The organism is Marinomonas transparens (genome assembly GCF_016463975.1).
GTDB classification, from domain to species: domain Bacteria; phylum Pseudomonadota; class Gammaproteobacteria; order Pseudomonadales; family Marinomonadaceae; genus Marinomonas; species Marinomonas transparens.
Genome location: NZ_JAEMNX010000002.1, coordinates 42,442 through 65,562 on the forward strand (window position 1 = coordinate 42,442; position 23,121 = coordinate 65,562).

A 23,121-nucleotide genomic window follows, 5' to 3' on the forward strand; every position below is an offset into this window, starting at 1 on the left:
ACGCGTTTTTAAGCAAACTTATTCGAAAACAATACCTTGCGCTAATGGCAAATCACCACCGTAGTTCACTGTATTCGTGGTACGACGCATATAGTTTCTCCACGCATCTGAACCCGATTCACGACCACCGCCCGTTTCTTTCTCACCACCAAACGCGCCGCCAATCTCAGCACCTGACGTACCGATATTCACATTGGCAATACCACAGTCAGAGCCAGCTGGAGACATAAACAACTCGGCTTCACGCATGGTTTCAGTAAATACAGCAGACGAAAGGCCCTGTGGCACTTCGTTTTGAATATCAATCGCTTCGTCAAAGGTTTTGTAAGTCAGCACATACATAATAGGCGCAAAGGTTTCTTCATGAACAATGGGCGCATCATGGGCAATACGAACAATGGCAGGACGAACATAGAAACCACCAGCAGGAACGTTTTCAGTCACACGTTCACCACCACAAATCACTTCTCCACCTTGCTTTTTCGCCGTTTCTAAAGCCGCTTGCATGCGATTAAAACTGCCTTCATCGATAAGCGGTCCAACTAGATTGCCTTCTACTATTGGGCTACCAACGCGAAGCGAACCATAAGATTTTGCTAAACGCTCAACCAAACCATCAACAATAGATTCGTGGGTAATCAAACGGCGCAATGTGGTACAACGCTGACCAGCTGTACCTGCCGCAGAGAAAACAATCGCGCGTAATGCAAGTTCTAAATCCGCTGTATCAGAAACGATCATCGCGTTATTACCACCAAGCTCTAATAAAGAACGACCTAAACGACCCGCCACTGTTTTCGCCACCGCACGACCCATTGCCGTAGAACCTGTCGCAGACACCAGCGGGAAAGTCTCGCTCGCGGCAATCGCTTCCCCAAGGTCACGATCACCAATCATCACAGACACAGCGGCTTTCGGAATATCAGGCATATCAGCCAGAACGTTTTGCGCAATTTGGTACATAGCCAAGGCACAAAGCGGTGCTTTTTCAGAAGGTTTTAATAAGATAGGATCACCACAAACCAGACCCAACATGGCATTCCAAGCCCAAACAGCCATCGGAAAGTTAAACGCCGTAATAACAGCAACAGGACCTAATGGATGCCATTGCTCCATCATGCGATGGCCTGGGCGTTCAGACACGATGGATAAGCCATGTAGCATACGAGATTGCCCAACGGCGAAATCACACACATCAATCCACTCTTGTACTTCGCCCAAGGCTTCAGGAACAATTTTACCTGCTTCTAAAGAGATCACTTGTGCTAATTCATTTTTGTATTTACGCGCTTCTTCACCAATACGACGAACTAACTCACCTCGGCGTGGCGCAGGAATGGTACGCAATACTTTAAAAGCATCTTTTAATTCCGCATTCACTTTTTCAAGTTGCGCTGGTGTTGCATTGTTAAAAGTAGATAACGTCGCACCATCAATTGGGCTTTGAGCAGAAAACGTACTGCCTTCACCCAAGCTAACTGAATTACCGGTTAAAACGCTGAAAAAAGTATCGCCCTGTTTCAGGCTATTAACCCCTAGTGTATCCAAGCAAACTAGTGACATATGAAACCTCTTATATCTGTATTTAAAAATAAACTTATTACGAAAGCCTAAACCCAAATCAATGGAGTTCAGACTTTCATTTTGATTAAGGACGGCTTAACCTAGGAAGGCAGTAACAGGTACTTCGCTTTCTTCTAAAGGACGAGTATAAACATCCACTAAGGTAGGACCATCTGTTGCAAACGCTTCTTTTAATGTGTCTGCTAGTAGATTTGGGTCTTTGACACTCCATGACTTTAAACCATAAGCACTGGCAATTTTTGCATGATCGGCAGTTGAGAATTTCGTTGAAAAGTAACGTTTTCCAAATGATCTATCTTGACCAGCTCTAATCCAACCAAAGCTAGAGTTGTTCAGAACAATAAGCGTTACCGGAAGGTTATAGCGAACAATTGTTTCTAATTCTCCTGATGAAAAACCAAAACTACCGTCGCCCATGATCCCAACAACTTTTCTGCCAGTATTAGCAAAATGAGCCCCAACAACACCAGGCAGTGCAAACCCTAACCCACCATGGAAACGGTGAAAAAGGAATGAACGTCCAGATTGCTGAGGTTCAAAAAATGCACAAAGAAAAGGAGTTGGCGTACCAGGGTCTGATACAACAATGGCGTCATCAGGAAGTGACTTTTGCATTTCAGTGACAAGCCTTTCCCCATAAATGGGCATATCGTTAGATTGAGAATAACGATCAAACCTTTCCTTCTTCTGAATCTTAGAAAGTCTAACAGCTTCGACACCCCATTCTTGTGAGAAAGTCTCCGTTCCAACTGTATTTAATGTTGATAACAGTGCTGCAATCGTTGCTTTTGCATCACCTACTAAGGAAACATCCGTTAGATAATTAGCCCCAATCGATTTAGGGTCAATATCAATATGCAGGATTTTCTTTTCACCATTATATGGGTTTGTACGCTTCTCACTGGTCACTGAACCAACACGACAGCCGATATAAACAAGCGTGTCTGCTTCACGCAACACATCCCTCGCACCCGCTGTTGAGCCATTTGTACCAATAGTCCCCATAGCCAAAGGATGAGTTTCAGTAACAGTACCTTTTGCCGAAATAGTCGTGCCTAGTGGGGAGCCTAGTGTTTCACATAGCTGAATAAGTTCTTGCACGGCACCGGAGTGCAAAACACCACCACCGCAGACAATAGCAATTTTTTTAGCACCTTTTAATAACGTAACTGCTGCATGTAGATCTTCTGAGGAAGGTAGCGTGCGACGACAAGGAAAGGTATTAAAAGATGGATCAGCCCATACTTCATCAGCATCTAATTCGCCCTTTAAAACATCATAAGGAAGACCTATATGTGCCGCTCCAGGTGTACCTGATGTCATTGCATTAAAAGCAGCACGTACCGCCGTTGGAACCGCTTCCGGAATTTCAGCAACACGAGTGTATTTTGTGAACGTTTTAAATAGAGCTTCTTGATCACACTCTGTTAATACAAAACGATCTCGGCCAGCAACAGGAATATCAGAAGTAATAGCTAATACAGGGATTGTTGTACCGTTTGCTTCTGCAATGCCTGGCACCATGTAAGTTGCTCCAGCTCCACTTGGACCTTCAACCACACCCACTCGGTTTGTTAGTCGTGCATAAACATCAGCCATATATGCAGCGCAGCGTTCATCACGCGCTAATATGTGTGTTATATCGTGGTCAAGCTTGGTTAGACTGTCATAAAAAGGCAAGCTAGTATCACCACACACTCCAAAAATGTGTTTAACTCCCATTTTGTCTAGCATCATAACCAATGCGTCGGCAGCCGTAATTTTCTTTAGTTGTTCTGGCATTGTATCCCTCTCGTATTAATAGTTGACATAAAAAGTAAAAAAGATGAGTGTAAAGAAAGAGTTAGGCCCTCCCGAGGCATAAACAACCTTCCAACTCCACTTCAAGCTGGCATGTTTGTTGATAGCTCTTATTTCAGTTTCCTATTCAATACAGTCGAATAGAAGTAGACAAAATGCCGGATTTATTTATTTATCCGTCATAACGAGGGCAGAAGCATGACAAAATGGTTTAAAAACGAGTTGGACCGAAAGCTAGTAGCACTTTTACAAGTCAATGCAAGGGACTCCACAAGTAACCTTGCGAAAAAGTTAGGCGTTGCCAGATCAACCGTTCATGAACGTATTCAGCGGCTTGAGCAAACAGGGGTAATAACGGGGTATTCAGCGGTTCTTAGTAAAAACCCAACTGAAGGTAATGTTCAAGCTATGGTGATGCTGGCCGTGGAACAGAAGCGTGGTAAGCAAGTTGTTGCGCGCTTAAATAGCTTCCCCGCGGTAAAGGTATGTCTGGCTATAAACGGAAGTTATGATTACTTTCTTAGCGTTGAACAACCAACACTAGAAGAGCTCGATGAGCTTTTAGACAGTATTGGCGATATTCCCGGTGTTGAGCGCTCAACCTCTTCAATTGTTTTATCCCGAAAATTTGATCGCCGTTATAAAGAAGTACTGGAAATGGTCAAAACACAAATGAATGAAATAGGAGACCCTTGATTTGCTTCGTCTTGGGGCGCGATGCTTTTTTGGGTGCACCCTACGATAATATTGAATTTAGCAAGTTTTTATAGCAAAACGTCAAAGGACATCTGATCGACATCTACCAAAATGGAGTTTCTATCCGTCATTGTGATAGGTATAAACAGATATTCCGTTAAACTTAGTGATGCATAAGTTCACAACATGCTTATATATTAAAACTGGTAAATTAAAAAAAACCACAAGAGGAAATAAAAAAAATGAAAAAATCAATGTTAAAAAATAGTGCGAAGACACTAGCTGGTGGACTGAGTATTTGTCTTTCAAGTATGTCTTTTGCCGCTGAAACGTGGGATATGCCATTGGCCTATTCTGCTTCAAACTATCATTCTGTGATTGCTAAAGAGTTTGCCGAAGAGATTTCTGGTAAGCAAAGCGAAATAAAACTGGTTACTCATCCTTCAGGTTCGTTATTCAAAGGCAGCGAAATATACAGTTCAGTGCGTCGCGGCTTAGCACCGATTGGAGAACGTTTAATATCAGCATTGAGTAATGAAGATCCTATTTACACTGTTGATGCCGTTCCTTTCTTAGCATCGACTTTTGAGTCTTCTTGGAACCTTTACCAAGCATCAAAGCCAGCTTTAGAAAAAACACTAGCAAAACATGGGCTTAAATTGCTTTATTCTGTGCCTTGGCCACCACAAGGCCTTTATGCGAACAAGCCGATAAACTCTATTGCAGACATGAAAGGTCTAAAGTTCAGAGCCTATAACCCTGCAACATCAACGATTGCAGAAATAATGGGGGCGATTCCAACAAAAATTGAAGCGGCTGAAGTGGCTCAAGCTTTTGCTACAGGCGTGGCTGAAAGCATGATTTCTTCAGGCTCTACAGGCTACGACCAAAAACTCTGGGAAAGCGTAGACTATTGGTACGATGTAATGGCTTGGTTGCCAAAAAACATGGTATTTGTAAATATGCGTGCATGGAATGGTTTATCTGAAGAAACACAAAAAATCGTTTTATCAGCGTCCGCTACAGCTGAGAAGAAAGGCTGGGCAAAATCTGAAGAGTTAGCAAATTGGTATAAGCTAGAGCTAGAAAAACATGGTATGCATGTTCAGTATGCTGGTGAAACTCTGACAAATGAGCTACAGAACATCGGCATTAAAATGACGATGGATTGGTTGGAAGAATCTGGGGCTGAAGGTCAAAAAATCATTGATGATTTCAAAGCCATGTAATTTCGCTAAGGGAGAGGGTTAAACAAACCCTCTTGCCTAGCATGTGGATAAAAGCCTGTTATTCGAGGCGAGTAACGAATGTAAAATAACTGATCTATTTTACTAAGTTCTCAACAAAGGGTTCAGGCTTTTAGGCCATATCTTACGAGGCTTAAGTAGACTTATTGTCACCTTCCCTAACTAAGAAGAGTACTTTGCGCCATTTAACCCTTCTTATTCAAATAATAATGTGGATTTCTTTATGTTTACACCAAACCTATCATCAAGCCTAGATAGGCTATATAGAATAGCAGGAGGATTGGCTGCCGCCTGCTTAATTGCCATGACTCTCTGCGTAATAACCAGCATTGTCAGTAGATTACTAAGCCTTTATATTCCAGGGTTGACTGAAGTAGCAGGTTATTTAATGGCGGCAGCTAATTGTCTGGCTCTTGCCTATACCTTCCGCAATAAAGCACATATTCAAGTCACTTTATTTGTTGATAAGCTTCCTATTTCTGGTCAACGAGCTATGTGCCTATTTGCACTAGCAGTGACAGCGATGGTCGCCATTTACTTAGCATATTACATGGCTAGGCTAACTTATTTCTCTTGGGAATATCATGAAGTAAGCGATGGTTCTATTGCTATGCCTTTATGGATTCCCCAAATTGTTGTTGCTCTTGGAACCATTATTTTAGCCATCAGCTTGATACATTCTTTCGTCGAATATTCTGTCATGTTGCTAAAAGGTACTACCGAAGAGTCAGAACTAGTAGGTATAAAATGAACGAAATTATTCTCATTGTTGTATTTATAAGCGTACTTTTTATGTTGCTCGGCTCTGGTGTCTGGGTTGGGGCCAGTCTAATTGGTTGTGCAATTGTCGGTATGGAGTTATTCACAAATAGGCCGACAGGAGACTCAATGGCAATTACCATTTGGGGTTCTATTTCATCATGGACACTGACTTCGCTGCCATTATTCATCTGGATGGGTGAGATTCTCTTTAGAACAAAATTATCTGAGTCGCTTTTTAAAGGATTAACCCCTTGGATGTACAAGCTACCTGGTGGTTTGCTGCATGTTAATATTACAGGCTCTGCTATTTTTGCGGCTATTTCAGGCTCATCTGCTGCAACAGTCGCAACCGTTGGTAAAATGTCGGTACCTGAATTACAAAAAAGAAACTATTCAGAAAAAATGATTGTTGGCACTTTAGCTGGCGCAGGAACATTAGGTTTACTTATTCCACCTTCTATTTCTTTGATTATTTATGCTGTTACCGTTAATGAATCAATTGCAAAGCTTTTTGTGGCTGGGATTCTTCCAGGCCTAATGCTGGCGGGCCTTTTTATGGCCTTTATTGCAATCAATTCAATATATAACAAGAGTGGCGATACAAAAGATTTGTCATTTAGCTTCAAAGATAAAGTATCAGCTCTTGTCAGTTTAATGCCGATTATGACACTTATCTTTTGTGTTATCGGGTCGATTTATTCTGGTATCGCTACAGCAACTGAAGCGGCTGTTCTTGGTGTTGTCGGTTCTTTATTGATTGCACTTTCTCAAAAGAGCTTAAATTGGAAGAATTTCAAAGAGTCTTTGATGGGGGCTGTAAAAACATCAAGTATGATTGCCTTTATCTTGATGGGATCTCATTTCTTATCATTAGCAATGGGGTTCACAGGTTTACCTCGCCAACTCGCAGAAGGAATTGGTGCGCTTGAGTTATCTCCTCTTACACTAATCATATTCCTGACGTTATTTTATATAGTTCTCGGCTGTTTCTTGGATGGTCTGTCTTCTATTGTTTTAACCATGGCTGTAATCGAACCTTTAGTCCGTCAGGCTGGTTTTGACATGATTTGGTTTGGTATTTATTTGATGGTCGTTGTTGAAATGGCACAAATTACACCGCCTGTTGGTTTCAATCTATTTGTACTGCAATCAATGACAGGGCATCACATGGGCTTTATCGCAAAAGCAGCATTTCCTATGTTCCTGATTATGATTTTAGCTGTATTTATATTGGTTTGGTTCCCAGATATTGCGACCTTTTTACCTAATGCTATGAAGTAAGAAATATAGGGGGGAAATCCCCCCTATTTTCAAATAAACAGGATTAAATACGTTTCGTTTCTTTAAACCAGTTTATTGCTTGAATAATGTCAAACACAGGAATTTTTGTTATTTCTTTTATTTCTTCTATATAAGGCGATAAGTTTGTGCACTCTAAGATAATAATTTTAATGTTAGGTTCTTTTTTAAGTAACAATAAAATGGAAGAAATAACTTCTTCTTTTGATTTTTCATAATCTAAAGTAAGTAAATCATTTTTTATGGTATTGAATAGCTCTCCATTTTTAGGGATATCTCCAATAACAATGTCATCCCCATAATGACCACAAAAATGCTTTTCGTTCAATTTTTGAGAATCAAAAGTGAGGACACCTATTTTATCTGAACTAGCATTTAGGAAAGTTCTAGTAAAAGGAAGTGTTAATAATGAGCTTGTTAATATAGGAATGTGCGTAAAAGATTTAAGTTCATCCTGCATTTCGCCTAAAAAACCGCAGGTAGTAACAATGAGATCAACCGATTCGGTTTCTAAGGATTTTATTTTTTCAAATATATCTTTCTTAACCTCAGGACTGACGCCTTCAGAAGTCACTATTTTACTAACTTCTGCTGAAGACACACGTTCATAGATAACAGGAAAATTAAAGGATTTAGGGTTTCCGATATCACCCATAATCCGTGGAAAATGGGTATTTAACATAATGACGCCAAGAGTAAATGTTGATTTTTTTTCTTTCATTTTTATTTTCCATTAAATAGTTTCATATTAATTAAATCAAAGGTTTTTTAATGAGCAATGTGTATGTAATTGGTGCAGGTATTGTTGGTGTAAGCTGTGCGCTTAATTTACTAGAAAAAGGGTTTAACGTCACGCTTATTGAAAAAGAAGACGGCGTAAAGGAAACCTCCTTTGGAAATGCGGGGGTTATTACAAGAAGTTCAGCTTACTTGATCAATAATAAAAATTTGATTCCCAGCCTTAAAAAATATGTTTTTAATAAACATTCAGCAGTCAGGATTAAATATTCCTATTTATTGAAAAATCTACCTTGGTCTAGCCAGTTTCTTTATCAATCTTTAGAAAAAAAATCAGAGAAGAATATTGAAAGCCTAAATTCAATTATTGAAGTTTCTCTTGATGAGCACAAGAAATGGCTGAAGAAATCTGGAAATATGCATCGTTTACGTGAGAATGGATGGCTGAAGTTATTTCACTCTAAAAGTGGAACTCAATCTACCAATTATGAACAATCCATTTACAAGCAATATGGTATCAATTTCGAACTGTTAGATACGGAGAAAATCCGAACGTTAGAGCCAGCATTAAAACCTATCTATGGTAGTGGTATACATATTAAAGATGCAGTTTCTGTTGATCATCCAGGAGAGGTAACCCAAAACTACATTGACTTGTTTGTTGAGCTTGGTGGTAAAGTCATACGAGATGATATAACACGGTTAAGCCAGGAGGATTCAAAAGTCATCTTACATGGTCGATCTTTCTACAATGCGGATGAAGTGGTTATTGCGGCTGGCCCTTGGTCAAATGATTTGCTAAAAACCATATCACGTCCGCTGCCGATGTGTTTTGAACGCGGTTATCATCAACATTTTGAATACCCAAACGAAATGCAATTAACCCGTCCAATTTATGATGTGGACAGTGCGTTTGTTTTATCACCAATGACTAACGGTTATCGCCTGACCAGTGGCACTGAGCTAAATGATAAAGACGCTAAAATAAACACCATACAATTACAAAAGGCTATTCAATCAGTACAAAATAGTATTACCTTAGGTTCTCCTATCAAAAACAGCCTCTGGAAGGGTAACCGACCGACACTACCAGATTCATTACCAGCCATTGGGCCGCATCCTGAATGTAAACATGTTTGGTTGGCTTTTGGACATCAGCATGTTGGCTTTAGTACTGGCCCTGCAACAGGCCGCTTAATTGCTGAACTGATAGTAGGTCAAGAACCCTTTATTAATATAACTCCTTTCTTGCCTAAACGTTTCTTTTAAGGTTTATAGTATGACTATGCACTCCTTTGTAAAGAAACACTCAGGCTTTGGTGTGATGACAGGGTGCGTATTATTCCTCTTGGCTCTGATTCCAAATTGGAATTTTTTATATAGCGTTTCAGCACTTTGTTATTGGATGGTTTTCCTTACCTCTTGGTCTCGTTTATCCAGCAGAAATAAACGCCAAATATTTTGGCTGATGATAGTGGCTCTATCCGCATTATGTGTCACTTTCTTCACTGATATGAGCTTGATTTCGTTCAGCCTGCTGGAGGGAAACATAGGGATTGTGGCCATGTTAACGGGTGTTTCTTTATTAGGGCTTTTACCCGATAGTGCGAAAAAGCTAGAGCCTGCAAAGGGCAACAGAGGAATCATACACACTTGGTCTAGTGTCCACCTGTTAGGCTCTGTCATCAATATGTCAGCCATTTTTTTGGTAGGAGATAAGTTGCAAAGGCAAAGTGGAACAATGACTATGCCACAGTACTCTGTCCTTGTTAGAGGGCTAACAAGCGCAGGATTATGGTCACCTTTTTTTGCCTCTTTAGCCGTTGCTTTATCCATTGCTCCAGACGCTAAATTTTATCATTTAGCATTACTCGGCATTCCAATGGCATTATGTTCTTGTTGCATTACTTTATGGGAGTTTAAACGTAACGATAATTCACAAACATTTATTGGCTTTCCTATTGCGATATCTTCACTGATTTTCCCTGTCACACTTGCCTTTTTTGTGATTATTTTTCATTACTTTATATTGCTAGAAACACCAATTCTGTCCGTTGTCACCTTGCTAAGCCCGATTTTTGTGGTGGTATTGTTAAGCTTTAAAAGAGGCCTACAAAATACAACCAGACAGTTAAAAAATCATGTGCAAGTGCGCTTATCTAATATGGCAAATGAGATAGCCTTATTTTTGTCGGCAGGTTTTCTCAGTAAAACCGTCAGTTTGGCCTTAATGTCAGTATTTGGAGAAAACTGGTCTATATTCAGTGACTTTTCTTTTATTGAAGCCATTTTGTGCTTCCTTGGAATTTGTCTAATTTCACTATTAGGTTTACACCCAATTATAGGCATATCATTGATGAGTTCGTTGGTTCCTGCAACCAGTGTTGATAATACGTTATTAGCCTTTGTATCCCTTAGTTCTTGGGCATTAGGGACGGCAATTAGTCCTTTGTCTGGCATTAATTTATCCATTTCTGGAAAGTACGGTATCGATAATTTCTTACTAGCACGCTCAAATTGGCTTTATGGCACACTGATGACTGGTGTGGTTATCGTTGCGATGGCTTTACTCGTTTATTTTCTTGAAAATTATTAACATTTTGGCTTCGCTGCATGGCAACTAAAAACATTTTCAGACGCCTCAGACAAAGCCAAGACGAGACAAAAAGCATAGTTTATAAATTATAAATACTCCGCGCATCCCTTCGCTCCACCCTTCGGGCCAGCTAAAGCTGTTTAAATCTGTTCCCACAGATTTTGAGAATTTTGAGTCTATTTTTAGTCACAAATGCCATTCAAAGCGCGGCAGTACTCACCTTTATTTTACCCGTGGTTTACTTTTGCTTTATCGGTTTAAAAGGGGGCTTTGCGAGAGGGTTTCTGGCCAGACAAGCGGGCTTAACGGCCGACACATTAGGCATCCCCATGGTGTGGATTTCCATCTCTGTGCCAGTGGCGATGATCATTATTTTAATACATTTGGCTGCTCGTTGGGCCGAGCCCGCAGATGAACGCCCTAAAGAAGTGGATTCTGCTCAGCTAGATTAGATGTAATGGGTAGCTTGCAAACGCCTCCGAACATGGAGGCGCTTATGCAGGATCATTCAATGACTAAATGGGGCTCAATTTAAGGTAGGGCTTTCTCTTCATGCTCTTGGGCATTTAGCTTACTAAGATCCTCTAGATTAGCCGTAAATCGTAGTAACAAATTGCAAAACATCTTCACTTCCGCTTCATCAAAACCTTTCATAAGAAAATGGTGTTGATTTAGGGTCGCAGCAAGAAGTTGATCGTGCGTCTCTCGACCAGAAGGGCTTAAAGAAAGGCCTCTACTACGGCCATTAGCATGAAGATCCCCGGAAACGATCAAGCCTCCTTTAGTCAAACGACTCACGCTTCTACTCACCGTACCTTTGTCGACACCAAACGTCTTAGACGCTTCAGCCGCCGTTGTTCCGGGCTTAAGAGAAAGTAAAAACAGCATGCGCCAATCAACACTACCAAGGCCAAAAAGTTGCTTAAAATAATTAGACGCATCCTCTGTGAATTTACTAGCGGCAAATGACAACAACATGACTGGAGTATGCGAGGGACTGAGTGTTTTATACGCTTCCTTCGTGTTGCCATCTTCGACATCCACTAGGAAAAAGTCATCGGGTAATAGAGAAAACTCCGTATTCTTCATAAAATCAGCTGCAATAGTTTATCTAGTAAATTGATCCACAGCATAAGTTAAAAAATGTGGTAGCTCAAGTCGGTAGATGGGCTTAAGCAAAGGGGTTTCTGCCAATACTGCAAGCTGTTTACTTATGCATAACCTTCTAAAAATCCTTCAGAGTAATCGTTATTTAACTCTCATTTCTGCAAACCTTCATACAAGCTGTGCATTTTTCTTACTAATTAACCTATTGAAATGCTTAATAAATTAAATTTATAAATCAAAAAATATGTTGCACATGCAACAAAGTAGTTGCATGCGCAACATCTCTTGTTTATCTTTTAGTCAGTTGGATGCGGATTTCGCTCTTTAGTCGGACAAAATACTGTCTCGATAAATAGCTGCGAACAGCGTATCCAACAACAAAATAAAAATAAAAATACATTCTGGAGAACGATATGCTTGATTTAGGCATGATAATCGACGGCTGTCAGGTTATGGGGCAAAATTCATTTGCCGTTTTCAATCCTGCTACGGGAAAAGCCATTGGCTCAGTCGCAAACTCAACAATCGATGAATTAGATCGTGCGGTTTGTGCCGCTAAATCCGCTTACCCAGCGTGGACAGCATTGCCCGATGCGGATCGCAAAGCCGCCATTGATAAACTTGCGATTCAATTAGAAACCCACCAACAAAAACTCGCACAACTAATCACTCAAGAACAAGGCAAGCCTTTGGCTGGACCTGGCTCCAATTTTGAAGCTGGTGCCGCAGTTGCGTGGACTCGCTATACAGCGAATCTGGAGATGCCCGTTAAGGTTCTACAAGATACCAGTGAAGGTCGCGTCGAATTGCATCGTAAATCTCTAGGTGTGGTTGGCTCCATCACCCCATGGAACTGGCCCTTGATGATAGCAATCTGGCACATCATGCCAGCATTGCGTGCAGGTAATACTGTTGTTATCAAACCCTCCCCTTTCACCCCTTTATCTACTCTGTTAGCCGTACAGATTATGAATGAGGTTTTGCCGGCCGGTGTGCTGAACGTCGTGACTTCTAACGATCAGGAAGCCAACATTGGCGCCGCCATGGCGCAACATCCAGACATCCGAAAAATTGTGTTCACCGGATCCACACCAACGGGTGAAAAAATCATGCAAGGTGCATCCGCCACCATGAAGCGCCTGACGTTGGAATTAGGCGGTAACGACGCAGGCATCATCTTACCAGACGTCAATCCGACAGCCATTGCCGAGGGCTTGTTTTGGGGGGCCTTTATCAATTCAGGTCAGACCTGTGCCTGCATGAAACGCATGTATGTCCATGACAGTGTGCATGATGCCGTTTGTGAAGCACTACTGAATCTGGCTAAAACTATACCAATGGGTAACGGCATGGACGACGGTATTTTATTGGGGCCATTAACCACAGCAGATCAGCATGCAAAAGTGTCTGATTTAGTCGCTCAGGGCGCGGCATCCGGAAACGTTTTACTGGGTGGGGAATCAGGTGAGGGACAATTCTTTCACCCAACCATTATCTCTGAACTAGACAATAGCAATGCCTTAGTCGCTGAAGAGCAGTTTGGTCCAGCCCTACCCATCATTCGCTATTCAGATATCGACGAAGCCCTTGCTCTTGCTAATGAGTTTGATGTTGGTCTTGGCGGCTCAATTTGGTCTTCTGATACAGACGCTGCGAAGTCTTTGGCGATGCGTATGGAGTGCGGATCAGTATGGATAAATAACCATGGAGCCATTCAACCCAATGCGCCCTTTGGAGGAATAAAAAAATCAGGCATTGGTGTCGAATTCGGAGAAGAGGGACTGTTCGAAAATACCGATATGCAAGTCATCTTTGCATAAGAAAGAAAGTAATTAAACATCAAATAAAAATAAAACGTGGGATTACAGAATTATGAATATAAAAACAAAAATCAATTTAACCTTCGGATTCAGCACTCTTCTTATGAGCGCCATGTATACAGGAAGTGTCTCGGCCCGCGAACCGAGTGTGTTACCTACTATTCCAGATGGTGCTTCTATCGGTGTCCCAATCGCCGCACCAACGCCAGTCGACGGCCTTTTCTTCAGCAGCCGTTCAGGAGTGGCATCCCAGCATTTTTACAATGCTAATGGCGACAAAACCGCCACCACAATAGACCTAAAAGACACCGTTTTTCAGTTTGCGCTTACCCCCGGCAACAAGGTGTTTGGAGGTCAATATCGCGCTTTTCTATCGATTCCATTTATCGATATTGAAAGCACAAATATCACAACGCCTATGGGTATAGCGAATGCGTCAAACTCAGGACTTGGCAGCGTAGAAATACGACCCATGGACATTTCTTGGGAAGTATCGCCTGACATTTATATGAACGCTGGGGTTAGCGCTTATAGCCCAGGGGATTGGAGTGCCACAGAGTTAGTCAATGCAGGGCAAAATTTTTGGTCTTTCTCACCAAGCGTTGGTATCAGTTATCTGCGCAATGGCTGGAATGCCTCGGCACACCTAATGTATTTCGCCAATGAAGCAAACGAAGATAATGATTATAAGTCAGGTGACGAAACTCACCTGAACCTAACGGCAATGAAAGACATTGGAGAAGACCTAAGTGTCGGTTTAGTGGGGTACTTACGCAAGCAAATCGAAGACGATGAAAACCCTAATAATGCTTATGGCGGGTTCACCAATGAGCGAGTCGAATCCTCTGGTGTGGGCTTTTCCATTACGAAACAGCTTGGCCCGATCAACCTGAATGCCATGTACACCACAAGCTTGGAGACAAAAAGCTCAGGTGGCGGAGAGCGTATTTGGCTTAATGCCATTATTCCGCTCAAAGTTTTTAGTCACTAGAAGAGGCGCCCCGTCACCGAGAATCGGCGTGATGGGGCAGGTTTTAACAAGACCACTTTCTCCCTAATTTCGCGATGTTCGCGTACTTTAAGAGGTTCATTACGATGAATAGTCCTTACAAATCGTCAGAGTTTCAAAATCTTATCCGTGGTGAATGCGTCTTAGGTGAAGGCGATGAGCTATCGGTAATAAACCCAGCCACAGAAGACGCTGTCGTGACAATATTGAGTGCTTCTGCCAAGCAAGCCGATAACGCCGTCTTGGCAGCCAAAGCGGCATTTCCAGCTTGGAGCGCACTTAAACAAAATGAGCGCAAAGCCGTGTTGGCAAAAATCGCAGAGATCACCAAAGCCAATATGAATGAACTGGCTAACCTACATGCTAGTGAAACGGGAAAGCCGATGGCTGATGCGATGTTCGAAATTGGTGCTACGGCTGGTTTCTTCGAATTTCACGCTCATGTTCCGACCGATGCGCTCGACCCTACCGACATTCCTAATAGTGATGCAAAAGCCTATCGACTGCCTTTGGGTGTCGTGGCAGCGATCGTGCCTTGGAATTTCCCCATGGCGTTAATGGCGTTCAAAGTTCCCGGAGCCCTCTTGGCTGGCAACACAGTGGTAATAAAACCAGCACCAACCACACCACTAACCACCCTTTTATGGGCTTCATTAATCAATGAAGCATTACCTAAAGGCGTTATCAATGTGGTCGCTGACTCAGGCGATCTTGGGCCCATTTTGAGCGCTCATAAAGACGTTCGTAAGATTTCATTTACAGGTTCAACAGCGACGGGCAAACACATTATGAAGTCCGCTGCGGATGACCTGAAACGCATCACACTAGAATTAGGAGGTAACGATCCGGCCATTGTGTTGGCGGATGCCGATCTGGATGACATATCCGCCCCACTGTTTGAAGCTGGCTTTATGAACAACGGTCAAACCTGTTCTGCGGTCAAACGTGTTTATGTTCACCAAAGTAAGCACGATGCCTTAGTGAGAAAGCTGTCTGACATGGCCGATGCTGCGAAGATTGGCTCTCCATTAGAAGACGGCGTCAAGTTTGGTCCGATTCAAAACCAGCGCCAGTTTCAGGTTGTCACAGAGCTACTGAATGATGCTGTCAAACAGGGTGCCGTTGTCGAAGCAGGTGGCTATTGCCCTGAAGGAGCAGGCTACTACTTGCGCCCTACCGTTCTTTCTGGTGTGAAAGACGGACACAGTATTGTCGATGAAGAGCAATTTGGCCCTGTCCTACCCATCATTTCATATGACGACATCAACGAGGTTATTAGCACCATTAATTCATCATCCTTTGGGTTAGGTGCCTCTGTCTGGGGGACGAATAAAGACGATATCAATGTCGTCGTCAATCAGATAGAAACCGGCAGCGTTTGGATTAACAAACACTTCCCCGTCGCCCCGAATATACCATTTGGCGGCGCGCGTCAGTCCGGTGTGGGCTCAGAACTTGGTACACAAGGCTTACTGGAATTTACCCAGTTAAAAATAGTGTCTTAAGTCAGTAGGCAGGAGAAAGCCTTCTGCCTAACCAATATTTAAAGAAAATAGGTAAATCTTATGAGTATTCAAGCGGTTAATACTTTCAAGCATTTTATTCACACTAAACCTAAAACATTCATTGTTTGGGCCCTGTTTTCCACGGTCCTGGCTTTTTATAGTTTTTTAGTTTGGGAAGCCGGTTATAAAATGTTGCCCTATATTCATGATGAGCAAGCCGTTCATGACACGGTAACACTCATCGAGGCCGAAGGTGATCTTGACGTTCCTTATGCTCAGGTCGCAAAGGAAGCGGCGGATGCTTATCCCCTATGGAATAATCTGACTGCCATGGTCACCGGAACCTATTTTGGTTATGGCAGCAATGGCAATTCGACTCAGGTGTTGTATTACAACTCCATGAAACCCATTGAAAAATCTGTCCTTAGTTACCATATGGTGCTTGGCGGGATTTGTCTTATTTTAGGAATCTTGCAATTTACGCCGAGTTTCAGAAAGAAATACCGAAAGGCGCACCGCATGATTGGCGGAGTCTATATTCTTGGTGTCTTTTCTATGACTTTCGCCGCGATATATCACATGCTTCATGCTGGTATTGAGCACACCTACCAGGGATTTGCGTTCCATATTCAACTGTGGGCTCTCGCGATCAGTACCATTATCTGCCAAATTCTCGCCATCTATCACATAAAGAAACGTAATATTGCCCTACACCTTGGCTTTCAATTATATACCTTTGTGGCCTTTCTAAATGCGCCGATTCAACGCTATGACTGGGCTTTCTTAGGCAATATATACCCCCATTTGACACAGGGTGAAGTGAACAACATGGTAAACATGCTGACCTTCTGGCAATGCCTGATGATCGGCTGCATGATATTTGCTTGGAACCGCGCCTCTTCTCCGATGAAAACCAAACCTGTGGAAATTGCTCCTCAGCCAGTTGCGCTGAAAGTCTTCTTGGCTCTGGCGGGTGTGGTGGCTATTTGGACAGTCTTATCAACCTATTTGGGTACGGCTGGCCTTGGTAGCTGGACAGCTGCTCAAGTCATTGTACCTGCAAGTACCCTAGCCGCTGATGCCATGCTTTATGCCAACAACACGCTACTAACAACCCTTTTTGCCATATTAATGGTCACCGCGATTGCGTCGGGACTTTGGCTTATGTTGCGCAATGAGGCGTCACGTTTGGCTCGTAATCTTTTTTACGTTTCCGCCATTTGGTGTGGTGTGCAACAGGTCGTCTGGGGATTCCAACTAGGCGAACCTTCCATGGCGGTCACCGCTGGTGGCGGTTTCTACATGGTAGCCGGGGTGTCACTGTTGGCATTCGCTGCGCTTGCACTCTATCAACAAGTTCGTGGTCGCGAAAATAAGTGGCACGAGAGCATGATTTTTGCGGTCAATTTTGCCTTTGCGCCCGCTTTGGTCATTTGGGGACATGCCTTCTGGTATTGGTTGGAGGTGATTCCTGAATACTATATCAACCGAGGTCACGGCTATGTTCTAGCGGTCGGTATGGCCATTTTGCTGCCATCATTTAACGGCTTCATTGAAATGATGACCAGTCGAGAAACAAAATCTCGCGTCATTAGCTAAGGTCTTCTAAATCAATATGACTGGCCTGACGCTATGGCCAGTCATTTATCTTCGGGAAAAACACAACCATGTCTCACTTACACTTCAAACACTGGCCTGCTAGCGTCCCAAAAGAACTGCCTCCTGCGACACAAACATTTGATGATAACTTGCGCAATACCAGTAGCAGGTACCCAGATAAAGCCGCTTTGATATTTTACGGTGCCGTCACAACTTATGCGGAGCTTGATGCTAAGGTCACGGCGATTGCTGGTTATTTACAATCTATATGCGGTGTTACCAAAGGTAATCGCGTTGGTGTCTATATGCAAAACTCACCACAATATGTGGCGGCATTTTATGGCATTATCAGAGCGGGTGGTGTCGTTGTACCCATCAATGCCATGCATCAATCAGAAGAGTTAAGCTACATTTGCCAAGACGCGAATATCAGAACACTTTTCTGTGCTCAGGGTTTAGTCGATAACCTCTCTGTGTTGCTCGCATCTGATACTCTCGATCATGTTATTGCCGCTCATTACGGTGCAGAACTACCATCGTCACCCAGTGTCGATCTTCCACCCATGGTAAAAGCGCCGTTCAATGAAAACCTACCTAAGCCGATCATCGACTGGAACTATGTCATCAGTGCTAATCAGCCATTGACCCCCATCGAACTGTCAGTAACAGATCCGCTGGCCATTCCTTATACATCAGGCTCAACAGGGAAAGGCAAAGGCTGTCTACATACTCACCTTTCTGCTCAACACGCACTCAGCAGTATTATTCATTGGTTTTCTTATAACGGTAATGAAGTGCATTTAGGCGCCACTCCTATGTTTCATATTGTCGGATTGCAAGGCATCATGAATGTATCCATTGCAACGGGGGCGACGAACGTCATCATGTCTCGCTGGGATAGAAAAGCCGCCGCCTATCTCATTAAACAATACCAAGTGACGACTTGGTGTACCGTCCCCACGGCCGTTATTGATCTGCTCAATACACCAGAACTGACGGCCGACAACCTGGCTAGTCTTAGCTGTATTTATGGTGGCGGCAGTGCCATGCCGAATGCCATTGCGGAACGCTTAAATACACTGACAGGACTGACCTTTATCGAAGTATATGGCATGACAGAAACCATGGGGCCAGTCACACATAACCCGCTAGACAACCCCAAAGCCGGTAGCGTTGGCATCCCCGTTATGAACACAGATGTTCAGTTATTCGATCCAGATACTAAGCAACCAGTAGCCCTAGGAGAAGTCGGAGAAATTATCGTACAGGGCCCACAAGTGATGCTGAGTTACTGGCAAAACCCTAACGCCGATGACGACGCTTTTATCACGGTTGATAACAAGAAATACTTAAGAACCGGAGACCTCGCACTTATGGACGAACAAGGTTATATCCGGATCGTAGATCGCTTGAAGAGAATGATCAATGCTTCTGGGTACAAGGTTTGGCCGGCTGAAGTGGAAGCTCATCTTTATCACCACCCTGCGATTGAAGAGGTTTGTGTTATTGGTTCAAAGGATGATTACAGAGGGGAAAATGTGAAAGCCATTGCCGTCCTAAAACCCAACACTCAACTAGACAGCAAAGCGCTTTCTACATGGGCGCAAGAGCACATGGCGGCATACAAAATCCCACGCATTTTGGAAGTGGTCGATACACTACCAAAATCGGCGGCAGGCAAGGTGCTTTGGCAAACCTTGCAAGCCAATGAAAATGCGAAACACAACACGTTAAGCTAGGGAGACTCGGTCTGACAATCTAACAATCTGACATATCATTTCAAAAGGATGAGATGAAAAAAGACCTGCATTATCGCAGGTCTTATTCAAGGACTTGTTCAAGCGCTTATACTATTTCAAACAAACCCGCAGCGCCCATACCGCCACCGATACACATAGAGACCACCACGTATTTAACCCCTCGGCGTTTGCCTTCAATCAAGGCATGACCGACCAAACGGGAGCCGCTCATACCGTATGGGTGCCCTAATGCGATAGCCCCACCGTTGACATTCAGTCGATCAATAGGAATCCCCAGTTTTTCCTGACAATACAGCACTTGCACAGCAAAGGCTTCATTGATCTCCCAAAGGCCAATATCGTCGACTTTCAAACCGGCTCTTTTCAGCAATTTAGGAATAGCAAAAACAGGACCTATCCCCATTTCATCCGGCTCACAACCCGCCACCGCAAAGCCACGGAAAATACCTAACGGTGTTATTCCTCTCTGCTCGGCATAGGTCGAACTGGTTACCACACAGGCACTTGCGCCATCTGAAAACTGACTTGCATTCGCGGCTGTCACCACCCCGTTTGGCATTACCGCGCGAAGGTTCGCGATACTTTCATAGTCTGTGCCCGGGCGTATTCCCTCATCCGCTGAGACAGTAATTGGGCGTTGTTCATACTCACCCCTTGCCCGATCAAAAACGCCCATTAGGGTATCAAAAGGCGCAATTTCATCTGCAAAGCGTTTTTGTTCCTGAGCATCGGCGGCTCGGTTTTGACTGAGCACTCCATATTGATCCTGTGCTTCTCTTGATATGCCATAGCGCTGAGCAACTGTCTCTGCGGTTTGCAACATGCTCCAGTAGACTTCTGGAACTTGTCGCTCCAACGAATGTTCCTTTAGCAAGGCTAGGTTTGCATCATTCTGAATAAGTGAAATGGATTCTACGCCGCCTGCGACGTACACATCGCCTTCACCCGCCATAATGCGTTGTGCTGAAAAGGCGATACTTTGTAAGCCCGTGGCACAAAAGCGATTAATAGAAACCCCAGAGGTGGTAACAGGGCATCCCGCCTTAAGAGCGATCTGACGGGCTATATTCATCCCCGCTGGTCCCTCAAGAAAAGTAGACCCCATCACCACATCTTCCACTTCTGCCAACTCAATGCCTGCGCGAGCGACGGCGTGCGCTACAACATGCCCCCCCATGGCGACTGGATGAGTCATATTAAATCCACCTCGCCAAGATTTAGTGAGCGCCGTTCTTGCTGTTGAAATTATGACTGAATCTACCATTACAGACCTCCAACGTGATCAAAGTGATGTCCCTGCTGAGCAAGGTCTGAAATGAGTTTGGAAGGACTCCAAAAATTGGCATCCCCGTTCGTTTCGTTGGCAAATATTTCCAACTTTTGCTTAACAACCACCAAACCTTTTTGATTCGCGTAATGCATCGGACCACCACGTGATGCGGGAAAACCATAACCATGGGTATAAACAACGTCTATATCACTCGCCCTAAGGGCAATACCTTCCTCTAAAATTCTCGCGCCTTCATTCACCAGAGCATAAATACAACGCTCGATAATGTCGTCCTTACTAAACGGGCGGGCAACCACCCCATTAGATTCACGGACATCTTGAATCAGTCGATCAATCTCATCATCTGGAATGCCGCCACGTTGACCCGGTACATATTGATACCATCCCTTACCACTTTTTTGACCTAAGCGGCCAAGCTCACAAACTCGATCAGGAATAGAGGAAAACTTAACCTCAGGCTTCTCAATGTAGGTTCGCTTTCTAATGGCCATGCCAACATCATTCCCAGCCAGATCCATCATGCGAAATGGCCCCATTGCCATACCCCATTCCTCTAATGCGCTATCAATCTCCCAAGGACTCGCCCCCGCTTCTACCATCAGGCCTGCGATCCGCAGGTATTCATTGATCATACGGTTACCGATAAAGCCATCACAGACACCAGACACAACGGCGGTTTTCTTAATGCGTTTTGCTAACTTCATAGCGGCAGACAGGACGGCATCAGAGGTAAGATCCGCTCTAACGACTTCGAGTAATTTCATAATATTGGCAGGACTAAAGAAATGCAGACCGACAACACGTTCAGGATGACGACAAAACTGCGCTATCTTATTAAGGTCTAAAGTGGAGGTATTGGATGCCAGAATAGCGTTTTCTCTGACGGTCTCTGACAAGGTACGGAACACAGACTCTTTAATCGACATGTCTTCGAAGACCGCTTCAATCGCCAAATCTACGTCACGCATATCTTCATAGGAGAGCGATGGTGTTAATAGATTCAAGCACTGTTTAGACTGCTCATCCGTCAATTTTGACTTAGCAACCAGCTTTTCATAATGACTGTGGATAGTATCAATACCACGTTGCAGAGCGTCCTGCTTTTGCTCCAACAGAACAACGGGAATACCCACACTGAGGAAATTAATAGCAATACCAGAACCCATGGTTCCAGCACCGACCACCCCTACTTTTTCTATGGTTGGCACGTTAGTCTTATCAACAGACAATCCCGGCACTTTCCAGCATTCACGCTCCGCTTTAAAACCGTAACGCAGCGCCTCAGATTCAGTTGACGACATCCGTTCCCAAAATAACTTTTTCTCCACCTCAAGACCTTTTTTATAATCCCCCAAGGAAGCTTCTATCGCGGTCACCGCAGCCGGTGAAGACGGCGAGCGTCGTACCTGTGAACGTACGGTATTAGATACCCACCTCAAGAAAAGATCAGAATTGACCTTATCTACCTTGAGATCTTGAATCGGAACAATGGGCTCACCCTCAGCGAGTTGGTTGGCAAAAGCAATGGCATCCGTTAACACATTATCTGAAAGTCTTGAAACCAGTTGCGTTTCTTCTAATGATTTAACTGCACATGGACGACCACCGAGTATCATGGAAACGGCTTTGCTCAAGCCTACCGCTCTGGGCAACAACTGAGTTCCACCAGCACCAGGAATCAGCCCCAAATGAATTTCTGGGAAAGAAATAACGGCATCCGCTCGAAACACTCGGGCATGGCAAGCAAGAGCAAGCTCTAAGCCTCCTCCCATGCATTGTTTGCCAACAGCGGCAACAACGGGTTTGGAAGAATTTTGCAGCAGTTCGACCAACATGGGCAAATTAGGGTCACGCCCAGCCTCGCCAGAAAAAAACTCATCTATATCAGCACCGCACGAAAACATCTCTTCCGTTCCATACAGAACAATAGCGTCGATGGCCTCAGAAGTATTTGCTTCTTCCAACTTGCTGACAAGATCTAACCGGAGTTGCAGATTGATACTATTTAACGGTGGATTGGACAGGTGAATGACGCCTACCCTGCCATTGAGGGAAATATCTTTCAAAGGAGTTACCTCTAATCTAATTATTATTTTTAGAGACCTTTGCACGAAGTCACGAGCGAAGCCAAAACGAGGCAAAAATAGACGAAAAAGCAGACACTTACATGGATGTAAGTGTTAGGGCGACGCAGGATGCCAAAGCCGCGTTTATGGGTTATAAATGAGCATTTTGAGTCTATTTTTAACAAAGTGTTGACGAGCACAGTAGTCGTGAAAAGGTCTCTTTTAAAACGATTCTAGGAAAA

The 23,121-nt window shown here is 43.5% G+C and carries 18 protein-coding genes; 12 read left to right on the forward strand and 6 right to left on the reverse strand.

The window, feature by feature from the left end:
- Positions 1-18 precede the first annotated feature (18 nt).
- On the reverse strand, positions 19-1,563 hold the full coding sequence (gene amaB, locus I8J31_RS02600) for an L-piperidine-6-carboxylate dehydrogenase (RefSeq protein ID WP_199466745.1): 1,545 nt from the start codon (positions 1,561-1,563) through the stop codon (positions 19-21).
- Between the two features lie 96 nt (positions 1,564-1,659).
- Positions 1,660-3,366, reverse strand: coding sequence for a thiamine pyrophosphate-binding protein (locus I8J31_RS02605; protein WP_199466747.1), 1,707 nt, complete (start codon positions 3,364-3,366; stop codon positions 1,660-1,662).
- Between the two features lie 216 nt (positions 3,367-3,582).
- Here I8J31_RS02605 and I8J31_RS02610 point away from each other — a divergent pair, with 216 nt between their 5' ends.
- The 4 genes from I8J31_RS02610 (at position 3,583) to I8J31_RS02625 (ending at position 7,370) form a co-directional block, all read left to right on the forward strand.
- Positions 3,583-4,080, forward strand: coding sequence for an Lrp/AsnC family transcriptional regulator (locus tag I8J31_RS02610; RefSeq protein ID WP_199466748.1), 498 nt, complete (start codon positions 3,583-3,585; stop codon positions 4,078-4,080).
- 242 nt (positions 4,081-4,322) lie between these two features.
- Positions 4,323-5,309, forward strand: coding sequence for a TRAP transporter substrate-binding protein (locus I8J31_RS02615; protein ID WP_199466750.1), 987 nt, complete (start codon positions 4,323-4,325; stop codon positions 5,307-5,309).
- A gap of 241 nt (positions 5,310-5,550) precedes the next feature.
- Complete coding sequence (locus I8J31_RS02620) at positions 5,551-6,078, forward strand: TRAP transporter small permease (RefSeq protein WP_199466752.1); 528 nt, start codon at positions 5,551-5,553, stop codon at positions 6,076-6,078.
- Positions 6,075-7,370 carry a TRAP transporter large permease gene (locus I8J31_RS02625; RefSeq protein WP_199466753.1) on the forward strand — a complete coding sequence of 432 codons (1,296 nt, stop codon included), beginning with the start codon at positions 6,075-6,077 and terminating at the stop codon, positions 7,368-7,370. The genes I8J31_RS02620 and I8J31_RS02625 overlap by 4 nt, the downstream gene beginning before the upstream one ends.
- Before the next feature lie 43 nt (positions 7,371-7,413).
- On the opposite strand, the gene I8J31_RS02630 is transcribed toward I8J31_RS02625, so the two are convergent.
- Positions 7,414-8,109 carry an aspartate/glutamate racemase family protein gene (locus I8J31_RS02630; RefSeq protein ID WP_199466754.1) on the reverse strand — a complete coding sequence of 232 codons (696 nt, stop codon included), beginning with the start codon at positions 8,107-8,109 and terminating at the stop codon, positions 7,414-7,416.
- A gap of 50 nt (positions 8,110-8,159) precedes the next feature.
- Here I8J31_RS02630 and I8J31_RS02635 point away from each other — a divergent pair, with 50 nt between their 5' ends.
- The 3 genes from I8J31_RS02635 to I8J31_RS02645 all read left to right on the forward strand — a co-directional run bounded on the left by I8J31_RS02635 (position 8,160) and on the right by I8J31_RS02645 (position 11,174).
- Positions 8,160-9,395: an NAD(P)/FAD-dependent oxidoreductase gene (locus I8J31_RS02635; protein ID WP_199466755.1), complete on the forward strand. Its 1,236-nt coding sequence runs from the start codon at positions 8,160-8,162 to the stop codon at positions 9,393-9,395.
- Between the two features lie 10 nt (positions 9,396-9,405).
- Positions 9,406-10,722 (forward strand): hypothetical protein, encoded by a 1,317-nt coding sequence (locus I8J31_RS02640; protein ID WP_199466756.1) that lies wholly within the window; start codon positions 9,406-9,408, stop codon positions 10,720-10,722.
- A 170-nt stretch (positions 10,723-10,892) separates the two neighbouring features.
- Entirely contained in the window at positions 10,893-11,174 is a 282-nt protein-coding gene (locus tag I8J31_RS02645; protein WP_199466757.1) for a hypothetical protein, read from the forward strand.
- 79 nt (positions 11,175-11,253) lie between these two features.
- Here the strand turns inward: I8J31_RS02645 and I8J31_RS02650 are convergent, their stop codons facing one another.
- The gene (locus tag I8J31_RS02650; RefSeq protein ID WP_199466758.1) at positions 11,254-11,811 is read right to left on the reverse strand and encodes a MarR family winged helix-turn-helix transcriptional regulator; all 558 of its coding nucleotides are present in this window, start codon (positions 11,809-11,811) and stop codon (positions 11,254-11,256) included.
- 431 nt (positions 11,812-12,242) lie between these two features.
- Here I8J31_RS02650 and I8J31_RS02655 point away from each other — a divergent pair, with 431 nt between their 5' ends.
- From I8J31_RS02655 to I8J31_RS02675, 5 genes are all read left to right on the forward strand, one after another.
- On the forward strand, positions 12,243-13,649 hold the full coding sequence (locus I8J31_RS02655) for an aldehyde dehydrogenase family protein (protein ID WP_199466759.1): 1,407 nt from the start codon (positions 12,243-12,245) through the stop codon (positions 13,647-13,649).
- Positions 13,650-13,701: 52 nt separating this feature from the next.
- Positions 13,702-14,640 carry a SphA family protein gene (locus I8J31_RS02660; protein WP_199466760.1) on the forward strand — a complete coding sequence of 313 codons (939 nt, stop codon included), beginning with the start codon at positions 13,702-13,704 and terminating at the stop codon, positions 14,638-14,640.
- 104 nt (positions 14,641-14,744) lie between these two features.
- The gene (locus tag I8J31_RS02665) at positions 14,745-16,163 is read left to right on the forward strand and encodes an aldehyde dehydrogenase family protein (protein ID WP_199466761.1); all 1,419 of its coding nucleotides are present in this window, start codon (positions 14,745-14,747) and stop codon (positions 16,161-16,163) included.
- A gap of 60 nt (positions 16,164-16,223) precedes the next feature.
- On the forward strand, positions 16,224-17,762 hold the full coding sequence (locus I8J31_RS02670) for a DUF2306 domain-containing protein (RefSeq protein ID WP_199466762.1): 1,539 nt from the start codon (positions 16,224-16,226) through the stop codon (positions 17,760-17,762).
- 68 nt (positions 17,763-17,830) lie between these two features.
- A complete protein-coding gene (locus I8J31_RS02675; RefSeq protein WP_199466763.1) occupies positions 17,831-19,501 on the forward strand; it encodes an AMP-binding protein in 1,671 nt (556 codons plus the stop codon).
- A 106-nt stretch (positions 19,502-19,607) separates the two neighbouring features.
- On the opposite strand, the gene I8J31_RS02680 is transcribed toward I8J31_RS02675, so the two are convergent.
- Together I8J31_RS02680 and I8J31_RS02685 are read right to left on the reverse strand one after the other, a co-directional pair.
- On the reverse strand, positions 19,608-20,786 hold the full coding sequence (locus tag I8J31_RS02680; RefSeq protein ID WP_199466764.1) for an acetyl-CoA C-acyltransferase: 1,179 nt from the start codon (positions 20,784-20,786) through the stop codon (positions 19,608-19,610).
- Positions 20,786-22,879, reverse strand: a complete 2,094-nt coding sequence (locus I8J31_RS02685; RefSeq protein WP_199466765.1) for a 3-hydroxyacyl-CoA dehydrogenase NAD-binding domain-containing protein — start codon at positions 22,877-22,879, stop codon at positions 20,786-20,788. Before I8J31_RS02685 ends, I8J31_RS02680 begins: the two co-directional genes overlap by 1 nt.
- Positions 22,880-23,121: the final 242 nt, after the last annotated feature.